The 17,182-nt window shown below is 37.7% G+C and carries 15 protein-coding genes; 10 read left to right on the top strand and 5 right to left on the bottom strand.

Annotation, left to right across the window (positions count from 1 at the left end):
- The first annotated feature begins 143 nt into the window (after positions 1-143).
- The 3 genes from AC3WTI_RS12400 to aceA all read left to right on the top strand — a co-directional run bounded on the left by AC3WTI_RS12400 (position 144) and on the right by aceA (position 3,885).
- Entirely contained in the window at positions 144-806 is a 663-nt protein-coding gene (locus tag AC3WTI_RS12400; RefSeq protein WP_087957691.1) for an S-layer homology domain-containing protein, read from the top strand.
- Positions 807-994: 188 nt separating this feature from the next.
- The gene (aceB, locus tag AC3WTI_RS12395) at positions 995-2,584 is read left to right on the top strand and encodes a malate synthase A (protein ID WP_087957692.1); all 1,590 of its coding nucleotides are present in this window, start codon (positions 995-997) and stop codon (positions 2,582-2,584) included.
- A 23-nt stretch (positions 2,585-2,607) separates the two neighbouring features.
- Positions 2,608-3,885: an isocitrate lyase gene (gene aceA, locus AC3WTI_RS12390; protein WP_087957693.1), complete on the top strand. Its 1,278-nt coding sequence runs from the start codon at positions 2,608-2,610 to the stop codon at positions 3,883-3,885.
- A 122-nt stretch (positions 3,886-4,007) separates the two neighbouring features.
- Here the strand turns inward: aceA and AC3WTI_RS12385 are convergent, their stop codons facing one another.
- Positions 4,008-4,799 carry a phosphotransferase gene (locus tag AC3WTI_RS12385; RefSeq protein ID WP_097840689.1) on the bottom strand — a complete coding sequence of 264 codons (792 nt, stop codon included), beginning with the start codon at positions 4,797-4,799 and terminating at the stop codon, positions 4,008-4,010.
- 361 nt (positions 4,800-5,160) lie between these two features.
- On the opposite strand from AC3WTI_RS12385, the gene cspA reads away from it, so the two are divergent.
- Entirely contained in the window at positions 5,161-5,364 is a 204-nt protein-coding gene (gene cspA / locus AC3WTI_RS12380) for an RNA chaperone/antiterminator CspA (protein ID WP_000301522.1), read from the top strand.
- Positions 5,365-5,701: 337 nt separating this feature from the next.
- Here cspA and AC3WTI_RS12375 read toward each other — a convergent pair whose 3' ends face one another.
- Both AC3WTI_RS12375 and AC3WTI_RS12370 read right to left on the bottom strand, forming a co-directional pair.
- Entirely contained in the window at positions 5,702-5,920 is a 219-nt protein-coding gene (locus tag AC3WTI_RS12375) for a hypothetical protein (RefSeq protein WP_029437811.1), read from the bottom strand.
- Positions 5,921-6,230: 310 nt separating this feature from the next.
- Positions 6,231-6,416 (bottom strand): hypothetical protein, encoded by a 186-nt coding sequence (locus AC3WTI_RS12370; protein WP_087957696.1) that lies wholly within the window; start codon positions 6,414-6,416, stop codon positions 6,231-6,233.
- 287 nt (positions 6,417-6,703) lie between these two features.
- Here AC3WTI_RS12370 and AC3WTI_RS12365 point away from each other — a divergent pair, with 287 nt between their 5' ends.
- From AC3WTI_RS12365 to AC3WTI_RS12340, 6 genes are all read left to right on the top strand, one after another.
- Entirely contained in the window at positions 6,704-7,285 is a 582-nt protein-coding gene (locus AC3WTI_RS12365) for a competence protein ComK (RefSeq protein ID WP_097840688.1), read from the top strand.
- A 305-nt stretch (positions 7,286-7,590) separates the two neighbouring features.
- Positions 7,591-8,184, top strand: coding sequence for a TVP38/TMEM64 family protein (locus tag AC3WTI_RS12360; RefSeq protein WP_000347517.1), 594 nt, complete (start codon positions 7,591-7,593; stop codon positions 8,182-8,184).
- Positions 8,185-8,240: 56 nt separating this feature from the next.
- Entirely contained in the window at positions 8,241-8,804 is a 564-nt protein-coding gene (gene lepB, locus AC3WTI_RS12355; RefSeq protein WP_048567025.1) for a signal peptidase I, read from the top strand.
- A gap of 116 nt (positions 8,805-8,920) precedes the next feature.
- Positions 8,921-12,436, top strand: a complete 3,516-nt coding sequence (addB, locus tag AC3WTI_RS12350; protein WP_097840686.1) for a helicase-exonuclease AddAB subunit AddB — start codon at positions 8,921-8,923, stop codon at positions 12,434-12,436.
- Positions 12,433-16,158: a helicase-exonuclease AddAB subunit AddA gene (gene addA, locus AC3WTI_RS12345; protein WP_097840685.1), complete on the top strand. Its 3,726-nt coding sequence runs from the start codon at positions 12,433-12,435 to the stop codon at positions 16,156-16,158. Before addB ends, addA begins: the two co-directional genes overlap by 4 nt.
- Positions 16,159-16,171: 13 nt before the next feature.
- Entirely contained in the window at positions 16,172-16,459 is a 288-nt protein-coding gene (locus AC3WTI_RS12340; protein WP_087957701.1) for an RNA polymerase alpha subunit C-terminal domain-containing protein, read from the top strand.
- A gap of 72 nt (positions 16,460-16,531) precedes the next feature.
- Here the strand turns inward: AC3WTI_RS12340 and gerPF are convergent, their stop codons facing one another.
- Together gerPF and AC3WTI_RS12330 are read right to left on the bottom strand one after the other, a co-directional pair.
- Entirely contained in the window at positions 16,532-16,747 is a 216-nt protein-coding gene (gene gerPF, locus AC3WTI_RS12335) for a spore germination protein GerPF (protein ID WP_001141566.1), read from the bottom strand.
- Positions 16,748-16,789: 42 nt separating this feature from the next.
- A complete protein-coding gene (locus AC3WTI_RS12330) occupies positions 16,790-17,176 on the bottom strand; it encodes a spore germination protein GerPE (protein ID WP_087957702.1) in 387 nt (128 codons plus the stop codon).
- Positions 17,177-17,182 lie beyond the last annotated feature (6 nt).

Raw genomic sequence — 17,182 nt, 5'->3', positions numbered from 1 at the left:
GTAACTTTATTATTAATAGAGTGTAAATGAAAGTATATGAAATATAGTTCATAAATTAGACAAAAATCACATGGAAATTGTATTGTTACGCTTCCATTAATTCTTTATATTAGAAAAAAATATGTTTTTAGGGAGAGAATACTTTGAAGAAAAAAGTTTTAAAAGTAGCAACAGCTTTAACAATTATGGGGGGAGTAGCATTTGGTGCTGAAGGGACAACAGCAAAGGCTGAAATAGCTGCAAAGCCGCAACAAACAAGTCAGGCAATCTTTAAAGATGTACCAGCAGGACATTGGTCTTATGAAGCAATTCAAATTTTAGCAGAAGAAGAAATTATGCTTGGTTATGGAAATGGTGTGTTCGGTTTTGGACATAACGTAACTCGTGAACAAGTAGCAGCTTTAATTTATCGTGCACTTGATCTTGATGAGCAATTTGGAGAAGATGAGGTATTAGAAAGCCCGTATAATGATATTGTTGATGATAAATCAACGATGTTTCCTTTTGAAGTGTTAGCAGTAACAGAATTAGGTATCTTTACAGGTGACGAGAAAGGAAACTTTAGACCAAAAGCTACGTTAACACGTGCAGAAATGGCGCAAGTTCTTACGAAAGCATTTGGATTAGAAGTAAAAGGATCAGCGAAATTTAACGATGTACCAAAGGGACATTGGGCAGAAAATGCGATTAATGCAGTAGGTTCAAATGGAATTTCAGTAGGGGACGGCAAGGGTAACTTCGCTCCGAACATGAAGGTAACACGTGAACAATATGCGCAGTTCTTATTTAAATCAATGTTTGAATAAAATAATAAAAAGAAGCTGGTGTTGTATAACACCAGCTTCTTTTTATATGTGTAATGCCGGTAAAAGAATACAGTTTTATAAAAAACAATAAAATTTTCGAAAAAAACTTCCTTTTCTGAAGATTTGTTATATAATATAAAACATAAAATCAAATCTGTTATAAGACAGTTTAAGAAGGGGATGCTAATATGTCGACGCAAACTTCACGGGTTACATTGCCCGGAGAAATGTTGCCAGCGTACAACGAAATATTGACACCTGAGGCGCTTAGTTTTTTGAAGGAACTACATGGAAATTTCAATGAGCGCCGCATAGAGCTTTTACAAAAGCGTGCGGAGAAACAAAAGAGAATTGATGCAGGGGAGTTTCCGAAGTTTTTAAAAGAAACGAAGCACATACGTGAAGCGGATTGGACAATTGCCAAGTTGCCAAAAGATTTAGAGGATCGCCGCGTAGAGATTACTGGGCCAGTAGATAGAAAGATGGTTATTAATGCTTTAAATTCAGGAGCACATCTTTTTATGGCGGATTTTGAAGATTCTAATTCCCCAACTTGGGAGAATGCGATTGAAGGTCAAATAAACTTACGAGATGCTGTGCAGGGAACGATTTCACATAAAAATGAAAACGGGAAAGAATACCGTTTAAATAGTAAAACAGCTGTATTAATTGTGCGTCCAAGAGGATGGCATTTAGAAGAAAAACATATGCAAGTTGAAGGGAAGAATATGTCTGGTAGCTTAGTAGATTTCGGACTTTATTTTTTCCATAATGCGAAAGCTCTTCTAGCAAAAGGAAGCGGTCCATACTTTTACTTACCGAAAATGGAAAGCCATTTAGAAGCAAGGTTGTGGAATGATGTTTTCGTATTTGCTCAAAAATATATCGGTATTCCAAACGGGACGATCAAAGCAACGGTGTTACTAGAAACGATTCACGCTTCGTTTGAAATGGATGAAATTTTGTATGAGCTTAAAGATCATTCTGCTGGATTAAATTGCGGAAGATGGGATTATATTTTCAGCTTTTTAAAGAGTTTCCGTAATCATAATGAATTTTTACTTCCAGATAGAGCGCAAGTCACGATGACGGCACCGTTTATGCGCGCGTATTCTTTGAAAGTCATTCAAACGTGTCACCGCCGTAATGCACCAGCTATTGGAGGAATGGCAGCGCAAATTCCGATTAAAAACAATCCAGAAGCAAATGAAGCAGCTTTTGAAAAAGTGCGTGCAGATAAAGAGCGCGAAGCTTTAGACGGTCATGACGGGACTTGGGTTGCCCACCCGGGACTTGTACCAGTCGCGATGGAAGTATTTAATCACATTATGAAAACACCGAATCAAATTTTTAGAAAACGTGAAGAAATACATGTTACAGAGCAGGATTTATTAGAAGTACCAGTGGGAACGATTACAGAAGAGGGGCTTCGCCTAAATATTAGCGTAGGCATTCAATATATCGCATCTTGGTTAAGCGGACGGGGAGCAGCACCAATTTATAACTTAATGGAAGATGCGGCAACAGCGGAAATTTCTAGAGCACAAGTATGGCAATGGATTCGTCATGAAGGCGGAAAGCTACATGATGGTCGTAATATTACGCTTAAATTGATGGAAGAGCTAAAAGAAGAAGAGCTAGCAAAAATAGAAAGAGAGATTGGTAAAGAAGCCTTTAAGAAAGGGAGATTCCAAGAGGCGACAACGTTGTTTACAAATCTCGTTCGGAATGAGGAATTCGTACCATTTTTAACATTACCGGGTTATGAAATTTTATAAAAAATGAAAAGGGGATGGAACAAATGAAAAACGAAAGAATCGAGAAATTACAAGAGAGCTGGGAACTAGATACGCGTTGGAAAGGAATCACACGTCCATATTCAGCAGAAGATGTAATTCGCCTGCGCGGGTCAATTGATATTGAACATACGTTAGCGTGCCGCGGTGCTGAAAAGCTTTGGTCATCACTTCATACGGAAGATTACATTAACGCACTTGGCGCATTAACAGGAAACCAAGCGATGCAACAAGTAAAAGCTGGGCTAAAAGCAATTTATTTAAGTGGATGGCAAGTAGCAGCGGATGCGAACCTTTCGGGACATATGTATCCGGACCAAAGTTTATATCCAGCGAACAGCGTACCTGCTGTAGTAAAACGAATTAATCAAACACTTCAACGTGCGGATCAAATTCAGCACATGGAAGGAAGCGGTGATACAGATTATTTCGTGCCGATTGTAGCTGATGCAGAAGCTGGATTTGGCGGACAATTAAACGTCTTTGAACTAATGAAAGGTATGATTGAAGCAGGTGCATCTGGAGTGCATTTTGAAGATCAATTATCTTCAGAGAAAAAATGCGGTCATTTAGGCGGAAAGGTATTACTACCGACGCAAACAGCGGTACGTAATTTAATTTCGGCACGCCTTGCTGCTGACGTAATGGGAGTGCCGACAATTATCGTTGCAAGAACAGATGCGGATGCAGCAGATTTAATTACGAGCGATATCGATCCAGTTGATAAAGCGTTTATTACAGGAGAAAGAACACCGGAAGGATTTTACCGTACGAAAGCAGGTCTTGATCAAGCAATTGCACGTGGTTTAGCATACGCTCCATACGCAGACCTCGTTTGGTGTGAGACGTCTGAACCAAATTTAGAAGATGCAAAACGATTTGCAGACGCAATTCATAAAGAGCATCCAGGGAAATTACTTGCATACAACTGTTCACCTTCATTCAACTGGAAACAAAAACTAGATGAAAAAACAATCGCGAGCTTCCAAAAAGAAATCGCATCTTACGGTTATAAGTTCCAGTTCGTAACACTTGCTGGGTTCCACTCATTAAACTACGGCATGTTTGAATTAGCACGCGGCTATAAAGAGCGCGGCATGGCAGCGTACTCTGAACTACAACAAGCAGAATTCGCAGCAGAAAAACACGGCTACTCTGCAACTCGTCATCAACGCGAAGTAGGAACAGGTTACTTTGATGAAGTAGCACAAGTTATTACAGGCGGTACTTCATCAACGACAGCGCTAAAAGGATCTACAGAAGAAGCACAGTTTACGAAATAAAAGGAAGGGGCACCTGTTTGAAGGGTGCCCCTTATTATTTTTCGCCCGATTCGAGAGTGTATGAAAATATATCGACGATTCGACAAAGGATATCGACTTACCGACAAAAAAAGACAATATGATTAAATCCACTCAGCTCCATGATCACGAATAAACTCTATATCTTTCTCGTAATGCTCTAAATGTCCTTCATCAATCATTCTTTGGAAGTTCACATCGCCTTCTTGCGCTTTTCTTTTCATATACGTACATAACGCTTCTAGGCGTAGTAGTACCATACCTATGTAATCTTCTTCCATACTTTTCCCGTAGGACTGGACAAACAATTTCACTCTTTCTTTCATGCGATTAGCATGTTGTGCAGGTTCATAATGAACTGCCTCGCCTGATTCCGTATAATATACTCTGCTTAAAGGTACACAAGTATACAGCGTATAAGCGATATCCCAAATTCTTGGACCAGGAGCAGCAACATCGAAATCAATAATACCTACTGGTTTCTCGTCATGAAAAATAATATTATATATGGCAAAATCGTTATGGCATACAACTTCAATATCATTTGGAGTACGATCCATCGGTTTCCAGTCATTTAATAACGGAAAATCACTTACCGCATCATGATAAAGGCGAAGCATCTTTGCTATTTCTTTTAAAACATCATTAGATCGCATATATTCTTTTAACGGATAATTGCCAGCTTCTCCTTCAATAAAGGATAAAATCTCTCTATCTTTTTCATCTACACCTAAAAATTTTGGAGCATGATGAAATCCTTTCTTTTCTAAGTGCTGTAATAATGTATGGATTTGTGAGCTACCAGGCTTTAATTCTCGCCGAACAGTATTTTTAGAACGATATACATTTGAGACGTTTCCTCCTGTAAGCTTTTCTTCATTGGTGTAGTTTGACATATAATCCCCTCCAAATTATATTGTAACACTTCAGAACAAGGGATATAATCGCATTCAAATAATGTTTGTGTTCATTTTATAGTGAATTCTGCACGTATTAAAATCAAATATTTACGAATGTGCAATCAATTTAATTTGTCAGTTATTTTCAAAAAAGATTGTACATTTTATTTTAATGTGCTATGATAGTCCCAGTTGAATAGTTAAATTAAGCAATCCATATGTTATCAAGTGCTGAAAACGAACGAGAAAAAGTATGTGAGAACTAGTTTATGTTTCGTATTTGATAATGTGTGGATTCTTTTTTTAGACAGGAAGACTAAAAAAATAAAAATTTGTATTTTCTTAGGAGGAAATAATCATGGCAGTAACAGGACAAGTAAAATGGTTTAACAACGAAAAAGGCTTCGGTTTCATCGAAGTTCCAGGCGAAAACGATGTATTCGTACATTTCTCTGCAATCGAAACTGAAGGTTTCAAATCTCTAGAAGAAGGTCAAAAAGTTAGCTTCGAAATCGAAGAAGGTAACCGTGGACCTCAAGCTAAAAACGTAATCAAACTATAATTTTATAGTTTATTATGGAAAAAAGGATGGCTGCTGCCATCCTTTTTTTGTTGTGGAGAAAGTCTTTTCATCTTAAAATTCGGCGGGAGATCAACTGCTTGTTACCGCTCAATTATTGAGGGTTGGATAAAGTTTTACTTTATAAACGAGAAAGTAAAACTTTATTTGTTCTTAATTTTTTTCTTTGCAATTCATTTTTTATCCCGCTTTAACGGGCAGTAAGACCCTCACCTCAAAATTCAGCGGAAGCAAAGAAGTTAGGTGGGGGATCAACTGTCCGTAAAAGTCCGATTGGTTCAACTAATAATCAGTGGGGGATGAACAAAACCCCCACTGATTAAAGTTTCACTTTATTTGTTGTTCTGTCTACATCTGAAATGGGTAAATCTGCGCCATATAGGCTTTGATTAATATCTTTTTTGTTAGCATTGTTGTTAGAATTTTGTTCGTCTTGAGATGATGTTTCTAACATTTGTTCTTGCTCCTTACTAGGGGTATTCAGAGCATCTGATGGGGCGCTATTAATCTGTTGGCTTAATAGACTTTTTTTCTCCATATTATACAGCTCCTTTTTGGAATTACATAAAAAACTAATGTAATCATAAATAATCACTTACATATTTTGTGTTTTGAAATGGAATTCTATACAAAACTTATATTGCAGATTTAACGAATTAAAAAGTTGCTAGTGATGTATAAAGTTGAAGTTCTTAATAAAAATGGGTAACACGTACAAGTACTTTTTAACGTAGTGGATGATTTTTAATCATATTTTTTGTATGTAGTAATATTAAAAAAGGGGATATAAGGGCACTCGGAAGAAAATAGGAAGAAGAGTAAAAGGCTTTCCAAAATTGGAAGGCCTTTTACTCTTCTTTTTCAACTTTTTTCTTCGCACGTTTCTTACATTCAGAGCATTTCGATTTATGAAAAGGCTTTGCAAAAAATAATAGAATGAAAAATAAAGCGAATATAATGCTAGCTGAATTTTTCACGATCACAATGCTACTATTTTTCATGTGAATCGTTGGTTGCATTTCTTTTTCTTCCATAGTAGACCTCCATATATTGGATTTTTATTTTAATTATAGCAAAGTTAATTGTCGTAATGATGCGAAATGAGGAAGTAGTTGTAAATATTTATAGGTAGTATAAATGCATTTTGTTTAGGTTTTTTATTTAAAAATCAATATATTATTATTTTTTTAATTTAAAAGATATTTGACAAATGATAAAGTATTGTAAAAAAGCGAAATTTGTAAACCGTTTCCTTTTCATAGATGCTAAAATTATATATGCAGCTGCTAATATAAATGGAAAAAAGGAGAGACAGTAGAATATGGAAAGTAAAGTAGAACGCTATGTCGAAAACTATGTGGTAAATAAAAATACAATGGCCTTACTTCCAGTTATTCTAAGTGAGAAGAAAATTGTTACACGAGTTGTTGAGATGGAAGATTCTTTTTTCGTATTTCAAAAGCCTCTAGATATTATAGAAAGAAGTTGTCGCAAGCATGGCTCTAGTTTTTTAGGTAGAAAAGAAGGAACGAAAGAGTTAACTCATATTACACATAAAGCACCGATTGCGATTAGTCCGGCAGATCAACTTTATTTTTTCCCTACTTATTCATACTCTAGAAAAGAGTGCGCTTGGTTGTCTCATTTTTATATCGAAAGTAATAAAGAGTCAAAAGATGGAAATGTTATCGTTAGATTTATAAATGGCTTTGCTGTGAAATTAGAAATATCAAAAAGTAGTTTTGAAAATCAACAAAATCGTACGGCGAAGTTGCGTACTGAATATGAAGATCGTAGGAAAAAGCAAGGGAGCCCTTGTTTTAAAGAGATTGATAAAATTGAACAATCTAGATTAAAACCAGCATACGAGAAAGTATATTTTGTGAAAGAAGGCGAAGTTTGAGAGGATGGGGGCACCCCCATCCTTTTGTTTGTCAGCTTTTGTTGGTAAGTCGATATGTTCGAGAAATCGCCGATATCATTTCAGTTACCAAGGAATTTGCCGCCAAAACAAAATAGCCACTTCCAAGATCGCGACACGTCTTGTCGAATATTGATAGATTATCATAGCATAATAATGAAGGAATTCTAATGGGAGATATGGAAACTTAATAATTACATCTCCATATGTCGTATCTACCATTTCCTCTTTCATATAGGCAATGATACAGTAGAGGTAGTACTTAGAGTAAAGGGGTAAAGTGTAGAATGGATTTTCAGACAATCAAAGAGTATTTTTCACCAGAAAATATGGATCATATTGTTGAAAGTTATAAAGCATTCGGACCACTGCTTGGTATTGGTTTACCGATGATAGAAGCGTTGATTCCAGCATTGCCACTCATCGTATTTGTACTGGCGAATGCTGTTGCATTTGGATTTTGGCTCGGTTTTCTTTATTCTTGGCTTGGATCAGTAATGGGTGCCTTGCTTGTCTTTTTCATTATCCGCCATTTTGGCCGCAGTCGTTTCTTTTCTTTTGTAAATAAGCATGAGAGAGTACGGAAGGCAATGGGATGGATTGAAAGGAAAGGATTCGCGCCGATTTTCGTCATCTTTTGTTTTCCGTTTACACCGTCTGCGCTTATAAATGTTGTCGCTGGTTTATCTCGCATTAGTGTAAAACAGTTTGGCCTTGCGCTCGCGTTCGGAAAGCTTGTGATGATTTTTATATTAACGTATATCGGTCATGATTTAATGTCATTTATTCACAATCCGGTGAAATCAGTCATTGTAGCAATTGGTATTTTTATTTTATGGTATGTCGGTAAGAAAATCGAAGTAAAATTAGAACTGCATTAAGAATAGTCTTCTTTGTAAAGGAAAGCTTCATTATTAAAGGATAAGGGGAGAAGCGGATGAAGAAAACTTTGAAAAAAGAAGGCATAGAGTGGATACGAACAATTTTAATTGGTGTATTATTAGCTGTATTTTTTCGAACGTTTTTCTTTTCAACGTACGTTGTAGAGGGGAAGTCAATGATGCCGACATTGCAAGATGGCAATATGCTCGTTGTAAATAAGGTGAGTTATCAAGTGGGGGACTTGAACAGGTTTGATGTTGTTGTGTTTCATGCGAATAAAAAAGAGGACTATGTAAAACGAATTATCGGTTTACCTGGAGATCAAATTGAATATAAGCATGATAAATTATATATAAACGGACAATTCGTGGATGAACCTTATTTAGAAACGTATAAGAAAGAGATAAATGGACGACAACTAACAGGTGATTTTAAACTAGAAGAGTTAACGAAAGAAAAGTCGGTACCACCTGGATATATTTTTGTAGTGGGTGATAACCGCCTCGGGAGCTGGGATAGTAGACACTTTGGATTTGTAAAAGCTGATACAGTTGTCGGTAAAGTTGATTTACGATATTGGCCAATTCAAGAGGTGCAAACGAATTTTTCAAAAGGTTGATATAATAGGTAGAAGTATAGAAAAAGACAAACTACTCCGTTTGTCTTTTTTCGTGTACTATAATACAATTATAGTAGCAAACTAACGTTCGTTATGTAAGTGAAAGGTGGGGTTACATGTCACTTCGATTTGTGATTGGTAGAGCGGGAAGTGGAAAAAGTACACTTTGTTTACACGAAGTGCAAGAAGAGTTAAAGCAACGTCCAAGAGGGGAAACAATATTATATCTTGTGCCAGAACAGATGACATTCCAAACGCAGCAGGCGTTAATTGGTAGTGAGGATGTTAGAGGTTCTATTCGGGCACAAGTTTTTAGTTTTTCACGGTTAGCTTGGAAGGTACTGCAAGAAGTTGGCGGAGCGAGTCGTCTTCACATTGATGAAGCGGGCGTACATATGTTACTTCGTAAAATTGTAGAGTCTCGTAAAGATGGATTATCAGTGTTCCAAAAAGCAGCGGAGCAAAACGGTTTTTTTGAACATCTTGGTAGTATGATTGCGGAGTTTAAACGTTACAACGTGACGCCATCTAACGTATATGAAATGTGGCAACAATTAGATGCACATAGTAGCAGTGCTGAACAAAAACTATTAGCGAATAAAGTGTATGATTTACAACTACTATATGATGATTTTGAGCGTGCTTTAATCGGAAAATATTTAGATTCAGAAGACTATTTGCAATTACTAGTCGAAAAGCTTCCGCAGTCTGAATATGTAAATGGGGCCGAAATTTATATAGATGGATTTCATTCATTCTCACCGCAAGAACTAGAAATTGTAAGACAGCTTATGATTTGCGGTGCGAGAGTGACAATCACGTTAACACTAGATGAAAAAACGTTAGCGCAGCCAGTAAATGAACTAGATTTATTTTATGAAACGACGTTAACGTATGAAAAAATAAAACAAGTAGCGCGTGAAGAGAAAATAGAAATTGAAAAAACGATTCCACTTATGGAACAACCGCGTTTTCATTCGCAATCATTAGCACATTTAGAAACGCATTACGAAGCTCGTCCAAATGAAAAGTTTCACGGAGAAGCGAGTGTAACGATTAGTACAGCAGCGAATTTACGAGCTGAAGTAGAAGGCGTTGCGCGTGAAATTCGTAGACTTGTGGCAGATGAAGACTATCGTTACCGAGATATCGCGGTTCTTCTTCGTAACGGGGAAAGTTATTACGATGTAATGCGAACGTTATTTACAGATTATAATATCCCGCATTTCATCGATGAAAAACGCCCGATGTCACATCATCCGCTAGTAGAATGCATTCGTTCTGCACTAGAGATTATTAGCGGAAATTGGCGTTATGATGCAGTGTTCCGCTGCGTAAAAACAGAGCTTTTATATCCACTAGACGTAAGAAAAGAAGCGATGCGTGAAGAGATGGATGAATTTGAAAACTACTGTTTAGCGTACGGTGTACAAGGAAAGAGATGGACTTCTGAAGATCCGTGGATGTATCGTCGCTATCGTTCTCTTGACGATACGGACGGGATGATTACAGACAGTGAACGTGAAATGGAAGAGAAAATAAATCGATTGCGTGACGTTGTAAGAACGCCTGTTATTCGTATGCAAAAAAGACTGAAGCGTGCGGGAACAGTTATGCAAATGTGCGAAGCTGTTTACTTATTTTTAGAAGAGCTGGATGTTCCAAAAAAACTAGAAGCATTACGTATTCTTGCAGAAGAGAGCGGAGATTTCTTATTTGCGACAGATCATGAACAAGTATGGGAAGAAGTAATGAGCCTTCTTGATACGTTCGTAGAGATGCTTGGCGAAGAAAAAATGTCACTTTCTATGTTCACAGACGTTATGTCTACAGGTCTTGAGGCGCTTCAATTCGCCAACATTCCGCCGTCATTAGACCAAGTGTTAATTGCGAATATTGATCGTTCAAGATTATCAAATGTGAAAGCAACATTTGTCATTGGCGTAAATGAAGGAGTTATTCCAGCAGTACCGATGGATGAAGGTATGCTTTCTGATGAAGAAAGAGATGTTCTTAGCGCTGCAGGTATCGAATTAGCGCCAACGACGAGACAAACTTTATTAGAAGAACAGTTCGTTATGTACCAAATGGTAACGAGAGCAACTGAGAAATTATACATTTCTTGTCCGCTAGCAGATGAGGAAGGGAAGACGTTACTTGCGTCTAGTTTTATTAAGAAAATAAAAAGAATGTTCCCTGATGTGAAAGATACATTTATTACGAATGACGTAAATGATTTATCGCGTTCAGAACAAATTTCATACGTAGCAACGCCAGAAGTAACGTTATCTTACGTTATGCAGCAACTACAGACGTGGAAGCGATACGGATTTGAAGGGAATTTAGACTTTTGGTGGGACGTATATAATTTCTACGTTACTTCAGATGAATGGAAGCAAAAAAGTAGCCGCGTATTATCAAGCTTATTCTACCGAAATCGTGCGCAAAAGCTAAGTTCAGTTGTAAGTAGAGATTTATACGGAGATAAAATAAAAGGAAGCGTTTCTCGTATGGAACTATTTAACCGTTGTGCGTACGCTCATTTCGCGCAGCACGGTTTATCATTAAGAGAGCGTGATATTTTCAAACTAGATGCGCCAGATATCGGCGAACTATTCCATGCAGCGCTGAAGAGAATTGCAGACAGGCTATTACGTGAAAATCGTACTTGGGCGGATTTATCAATAAAAGAGTGTGAGCATCTTTCTGTTTTAGTAATAGAAGAGATTGCACCGTTATTACAAAGACAAATTTTATTAAGTTCAAACCGTCATTTCTATTTAAAACAAAAACTACAACAAATCATTTTCCGTACGTCAATCATTCTTCGTGAGCACGCGAAATCAAGTGGTTTCGTACCAGTTGATTTAGAAGTGCCATTCGGTATGGGTGGTACAGGATCTCTTCCACCGATGGAATTCTCATTACCAAATGGTGTGAAGATGGAAGTAGTTGGCCGTATTGACCGTGTTGATAAGGCAGAAGATGAAAGTGGTACGTTCCTACGTATTATTGACTATAAATCAAGCTCAAAAGCGTTAGACTTAACGGAAGTGTATTACGGATTAGCACTTCAAATGTTAACGTATTTAGATGTTGTTACTTCAAATGCACATACGTGGATGAAAAAAGGCGGCACTGCATCACCGGCTGGTGTACTGTACTTCCATATTCATAACCCAATCGTTGAGATGAAAGGTGACGCATCTGAAGCAGAAATCGAAAAAGAAATTTTAAAGAAATTTAAAATGAAAGGACTCGTGCTAGGCGATGCTGATGTTGTTCGTTTAATGGATAATAAACTTTCAACAGGAAGCTCTGATATTATTTCTGCTGGCCTGAAAAAAGACGGTAGCTTTAGTGCGCGTTCGAGCATTGCAAGTGAACAAGAGTTTAACGTATTGCAAAAATACGTACACCATACGTTTGAAAATATCGGAAAAGACATTACAGAAGGCGTTATCGATATTGCTCCTTACAAAAAGGGGAATAAAGCGGCATGTACGTTCTGTAACTTCAAATCTGTTTGTCAGTTCGATGAATCACTTGAAGATAATCAATTCCGTACGCTAAAAGATATGAAAGATAGCGAAGCGATGGAGAAAATTAGAGAGGAGGTTGGCGGAGAATGATTGAAAATTGGCCTAAAAAACCAGAAGGTAGTCAGTGGACAGATGACCAGTGGAAAGCGGTTGTAGCGAACGGACGTGATATTTTAGTCGCAGCAGCAGCTGGATCAGGGAAAACAGCAGTATTAGTTGAACGTATTATTAAAAAGATTATAAGTGAAGAAAATCCAGTCGATGTCGACCGCCTGCTCGTTGTAACATTTACGAATGCAGCGGCGCAAGAGATGAAAAACAGAATTGGGGAAGCGTTAGAAAAAGTATTAATTGATGAGCCAGGGTCGCAGCACGTAAGAAAGCAACTTAGCTTATTAAATAAAGCTTCTATTTCAACGATTCACTCCTTTTGTTTACAAGTAATTAGAGGATACTACTACATGCTTGATGTTGATCCTCGTTTTCGCATTGCGAATCAAACAGAAAACGAATTATTAAAAGAAGAAGTATTAGACGACATATTAGAAGCTGAGTATGGAATTGAAGATAATACGATATTCTTTGAACTCGTTGATCGTTATACGAGTGATCGTAGTGATGATGACTTACAGCGTATGATTTTAGCACTTCATACAGAATCAAGAGCGCATCCAAATCCGGAAAAATGGCTCGATAAATTAGTAGAAGCATACGACGTAGAAGGAAAGACAATTGAAGATTTAGTGTATGCTTCTTATTTATTAGAAGATGTGAGATTCCAGCTTGAAACAGCGGAACAGCATATTCGTAAAGCTACGGAACTCGCAATGCTTCCTGACGGTCCAGCGCCTCGCATTGAAACACTGCAAGCAGATTTAGCTTTACTTGGAACGTTATCATCAGCCGCTCGTGAATCGTGGACAAGCGTGTATGAAGCGATGCAAAACGTATCGTGGCAAACGTTAAAGCGTATTAAGAAAAGTGATTACAATGAAGATGTTGTAAAACAAGTAGACTCTCTTCGTAATAAAGCGAAAGATGAAGTGAAGAAATTACAAGAAGAGCTATTTAGCCGCAAACCTGAAAGTTTCTTACGAGATTTTCAAGATATGCATCCTGTATTAGAGAAGCTTGTTCAACTTGTAAAAGTATTTACCGAGCGTTTCCAAGCAATGAAGCGAGATAAAGGAATGGTCGATTTCACAGATTTAGAGCATTTCTGTTTACAAATTTTAAGTGAACAAAGTGAAAATGGTGAAATGAAGCCATCTGCAGTAGCGCTTCAATATCGCAATAAATTTGCTGAAGTATTAGTTGATGAATATCAAGATACGAATTTCGTACAAGAATCGATTATTAAATTCGTAACGAAAGATTCTGAGAGTGAAGGAAACTTATTCATGGTAGGTGACGTAAAGCAGTCGATTTATCGTTTCCGACTAGCAGAACCAGGATTATTCTTAGGAAAGTATAAACGCTTCACGCAAGAAGGATTAGGCGGCGGAATGAAGATTGATTTAGCGAAAAACTTCCGTAGTCGTCATGAAGTATTAGCAGGTACGAACTTTATCTTCAAACAAATTATGGGCGAAGAAGTCGGAGAAATTGACTACGATGCTGACGCTGAATTAAAGTTAGGTGCTACCTATCCAGAAGGTGAAGATGTAGCGGCTGAACTACTATGTATTCAGCAAACGGAAGAAGAAGTAATAGACGGTGAAGAAGGTGCGGAAGTAGAAAAAGCACAGCTTGAAGCTCGACTTATGGCGCAGCGTATTAAAGCGATGGTTGATTCAGGTTATGAAGTGTATGACCGTAAAACGGATAGTATGCGCCCTGTACAATACCGCGACTTCGTTATTTTGCTTCGCTCTATGCCGTGGGCGCCGCAAATTATGGAAGAGTTAAAGTTGCAAGGAATTCCAGTATACGCTGATCTTGCGACTGGTTACTTTGAAGCGACAGAAGTAAATATTATGATGAACGTATTCCGCGTGATTGATAATCCGATGCAAGATATTCCGCTTGCAGCAGTGCTTCGTTCACCCATCGTTGGATTAAATGATGAAGAACTTGCAACGCTTCGTGCTCACGGAAAGAAAGGCTCGTTTTATGAAGTGATGAGCTCATTCTTAAAAGGAGCACCGCTTGAAGAAGAAAAAGAACTACATGATAAATTAGAGTGGTTCTATAACTTACTACAAGGATGGCGTGAATTCGCGCGTCAACAGTCTCTTTCTGATTTAATTTGGAAAGTGTACGGTGAGACAGGTTATTACGACTTTGTCGGTGGTTTACCAGCCGGAAAGCAACGACAAGCAAACTTACGCGTACTATATGACCGCGCAAGACAATATGAGGCAACATCGTTTAGAGGATTATTCCGCTTCTTACGTTTTATTGAACGTATTTTAGAACGCGGTGATGATATGGGTACGGCGAGAGCTTTAGGTGAACAAGAAGATGTCGTTCGCATTATGACAATTCATAAAAGTAAAGGATTAGAGTTCCCAGTCGTATTCGTAGCGGGACTTGGTCGCCGCTTTAACACACAAGACTTAATGAAGCGTTTCTTACTGCATAAAGACTTCGGTTTCGGTTCACAATTTATTGATCCTCGTAAACGAATTAAATATACGACATTATCGCAATTAGCGATTAAGCGTAAAATGAAAATGGAATTAATCGCGGAAGAAATGCGTGTATTATACGTAGCGTTAACGCGTGCAAAAGAGAAATTAATTTTAATTGGTACAGTTAAAGATGCAAATAAGGAAATGGAAAAATGGCTTGATGCAAGAGAGCATAGTGAATGGTTATTACCAGACCATATACGTGCCGGGGCGTCTTGTTATTTAGACTGGATTGCACCTTCATTATATAGACATCGTGATAGTGAAATGCTTCTTGAATTAGGACAAGGGAGTATTCCAGGTGAAATTTATGACTACGACACGAGCTGGAAAGTAGAAGTTGTTGACGGCAAAACGTTACTCGCGCCAGAACCGGTTCAAGAAGAGAAACAAGAATTACTAGAAGCACTTCGTGAGAAAAAAGCTGTTCCCCTGCAAAGTGAACGAAAAGATGAAGTGTATGACAGATTAATGTGGAAGTACGGATATGTGGAAGCAACATCTCACCGTGCGAAACAATCTGTTACGGAAATAAAGAGAAATTATCAATCTGAAGAAGGTAGCGATAACGCCTTTATTAAAAAACTACGTGCACCAATTAAAACACGTCCTCGTTTTATGGAGAAAAAAGGATTAACATACGCTGAAAGAGGTACGGCAGTTCACGCTGTTATGCAGCATGTTGATTTGAAGAAGCCGATTACAGAAGAAGTGATTCGGGAGCAAATTAGTGGCATGGTTAATAAAGAACTATTAACATTCGAACAAGCAGAAGAAATAGCAATCGAAAAAGTGATTTCATTCTTTGATAGTGATCTAGGTAAAAGGGTATTAGCGGCGAAAAGTGTTGAGCGTGAAGTACCATTTACGATGATGCTAGCAGCAGAAGAAGCATATCAAGATTGGCAAGGGAAGAGTGGAGAATCAATTCTTGTCCAAGGGGTTATTGACTGCATGATTGAAGAGGAAGACGGCATCACTTTAATTGACTTTAAAACGGATACGATTGAAGGGAAGTTCCCGGGCGGATTCGATCAGGCGCAACCAATTTTAGAAGAACGATATAAAGTGCAGCTTTCTTTATATGCAAAGGCACTTGAGAAAAGCTTACAGCATCCTGTGAAAGAGAAATGCTTATACTTCTTTGATGGCAATCATGTTGTAAAAATTGAAGAATAGAGGGACTTGAAAAATGGCAACGGAAAAAACGTTAAGAACGTGTGAAAAAGGTCATGAATACTATAAAAGTAGCGATTGTCCAACTTGCCCGACTTGTGAGAAAGAAAAGAAACCGAAAACAGGATTTCTTTCACTTCTTTCATCACCAGCACGAAATGCGCTAGAGCATCATGGAATTCAAACGATAGAAGAACTCTCAAAATATAGTGAAAAAGAAATTTTAAAACTGCACGGTATGGGACCTGCGTCTATGCCAAAGCTTAAAAAGGCTTTGGAGGAGAACGGGTTATCATTTAAATAAAATGAAACAATGTTTTTTTGATAATCTTGAATGAGATAAAAGAAAAAGTAGGAGAATATTCTCCTACTTTTTTTACGCTGTTCCGATCTGATCTTGATCGGCCACATCAGAATCAAACGTATTTGTTGCACTAACACCGTTAAAAGTATTCACGACAAACCCGACATTGGAAGCTCCGGATCCGTTATAAGCTTTCGTATTTTCTTTCGGAGACACATTATAAAAATCCCCTAAATTGAAAGAACCATTACTGTTTTGAACGACGAGATTTCCAACAACAGAAGGCATACCATCCACCTACTTTACTAAGCTTTTTAATTACTATATGAATTATGGAGCGGAAGGTTCATCCGTAATATATTGGCGGATTTGCATAATACGAGAGTTATTAAAACCATAATCAACATTTCCAATTTGAAAGCAACCAGAATTTAAAAGGGATCGTAATTCAACATTGTTTACTTCAATAAAAGGGCATTCATTTACAATGTTCAATTTTACATCTGTCGTTCGCTTTGGGATTGTGACGTGTTCATCTGTAAAAATTTCAAAGGCATCCAAGCGGCCTTCTCCTTTTATATAACAAGGAATTTCCCTGTGGACGGCAAGAGCCCTACTTTTTAACTCCATTTGATTTGCGTCTCCAACTTGAAATACGGCAGTAATCCCTAAAGAAATAATAGAAACATTTTGGACAACAGACACATGATGTAACATAATTTC

Source organism: Bacillus sp. EB106-02-03-XG38, from assembly GCF_058792175.1.
Note: the sequence above shows the minus strand (reverse complement) of the source record. Positions and strands in the feature narration are given on the sequence as shown.

Bases quoted from the DNA above. Each gene is read 5' to 3' on its own strand.
- aceB (WP_087957692.1), top strand. From the start codon at position 995: ATGTCGACGCAAACTTCACGGGTTACATTGCCCGGAGAAATGTTGCCA.
- aceA (WP_087957693.1), top strand. From the start codon at position 2,608: ATGAAAAACGAAAGAATCGAGAAATTACAAGAGAGCTGGGAACTAGAT.
- AC3WTI_RS12385 (WP_097840689.1), bottom strand. From the start codon at position 4,799: ATGTCAAACTACACCAATGAAGAAAAGCTTACAGGAGGAAACGTCTCA.
- cspA (WP_000301522.1), top strand. From the start codon at position 5,161: ATGGCAGTAACAGGACAAGTAAAATGGTTTAACAACGAAAAAGGCTTC.
- AC3WTI_RS12375 (WP_029437811.1), bottom strand. From the start codon at position 5,920: ATGGAGAAAAAAAGTCTATTAAGCCAACAGATTAATAGCGCCCCATCA.
- AC3WTI_RS12370 (WP_087957696.1), bottom strand. From the start codon at position 6,416: ATGGAAGAAAAAGAAATGCAACCAACGATTCACATGAAAAATAGTAGC.
- AC3WTI_RS12365 (WP_097840688.1), top strand. From the start codon at position 6,704: ATGGAAAGTAAAGTAGAACGCTATGTCGAAAACTATGTGGTAAATAAA.
- AC3WTI_RS12360 (WP_000347517.1), top strand. From the start codon at position 7,591: ATGGATTTTCAGACAATCAAAGAGTATTTTTCACCAGAAAATATGGAT.
- lepB (WP_048567025.1), top strand. From the start codon at position 8,241: ATGAAGAAAACTTTGAAAAAAGAAGGCATAGAGTGGATACGAACAATT.
- addB (WP_097840686.1), top strand. From the start codon at position 8,921: ATGTCACTTCGATTTGTGATTGGTAGAGCGGGAAGTGGAAAAAGTACA.
- addA (WP_097840685.1), top strand. From the start codon at position 12,433: ATGATTGAAAATTGGCCTAAAAAACCAGAAGGTAGTCAGTGGACAGAT.
- AC3WTI_RS12340 (WP_087957701.1), top strand. From the start codon at position 16,172: ATGGCAACGGAAAAAACGTTAAGAACGTGTGAAAAAGGTCATGAATAC.
- gerPF (WP_001141566.1), bottom strand. From the start codon at position 16,747: ATGCCTTCTGTTGTTGGAAATCTCGTCGTTCAAAACAGTAATGGTTCT.
- AC3WTI_RS12330 (WP_087957702.1), bottom strand. From the start codon at position 17,176: ATGTTACATCATGTGTCTGTTGTCCAAAATGTTTCTATTATTTCTTTA.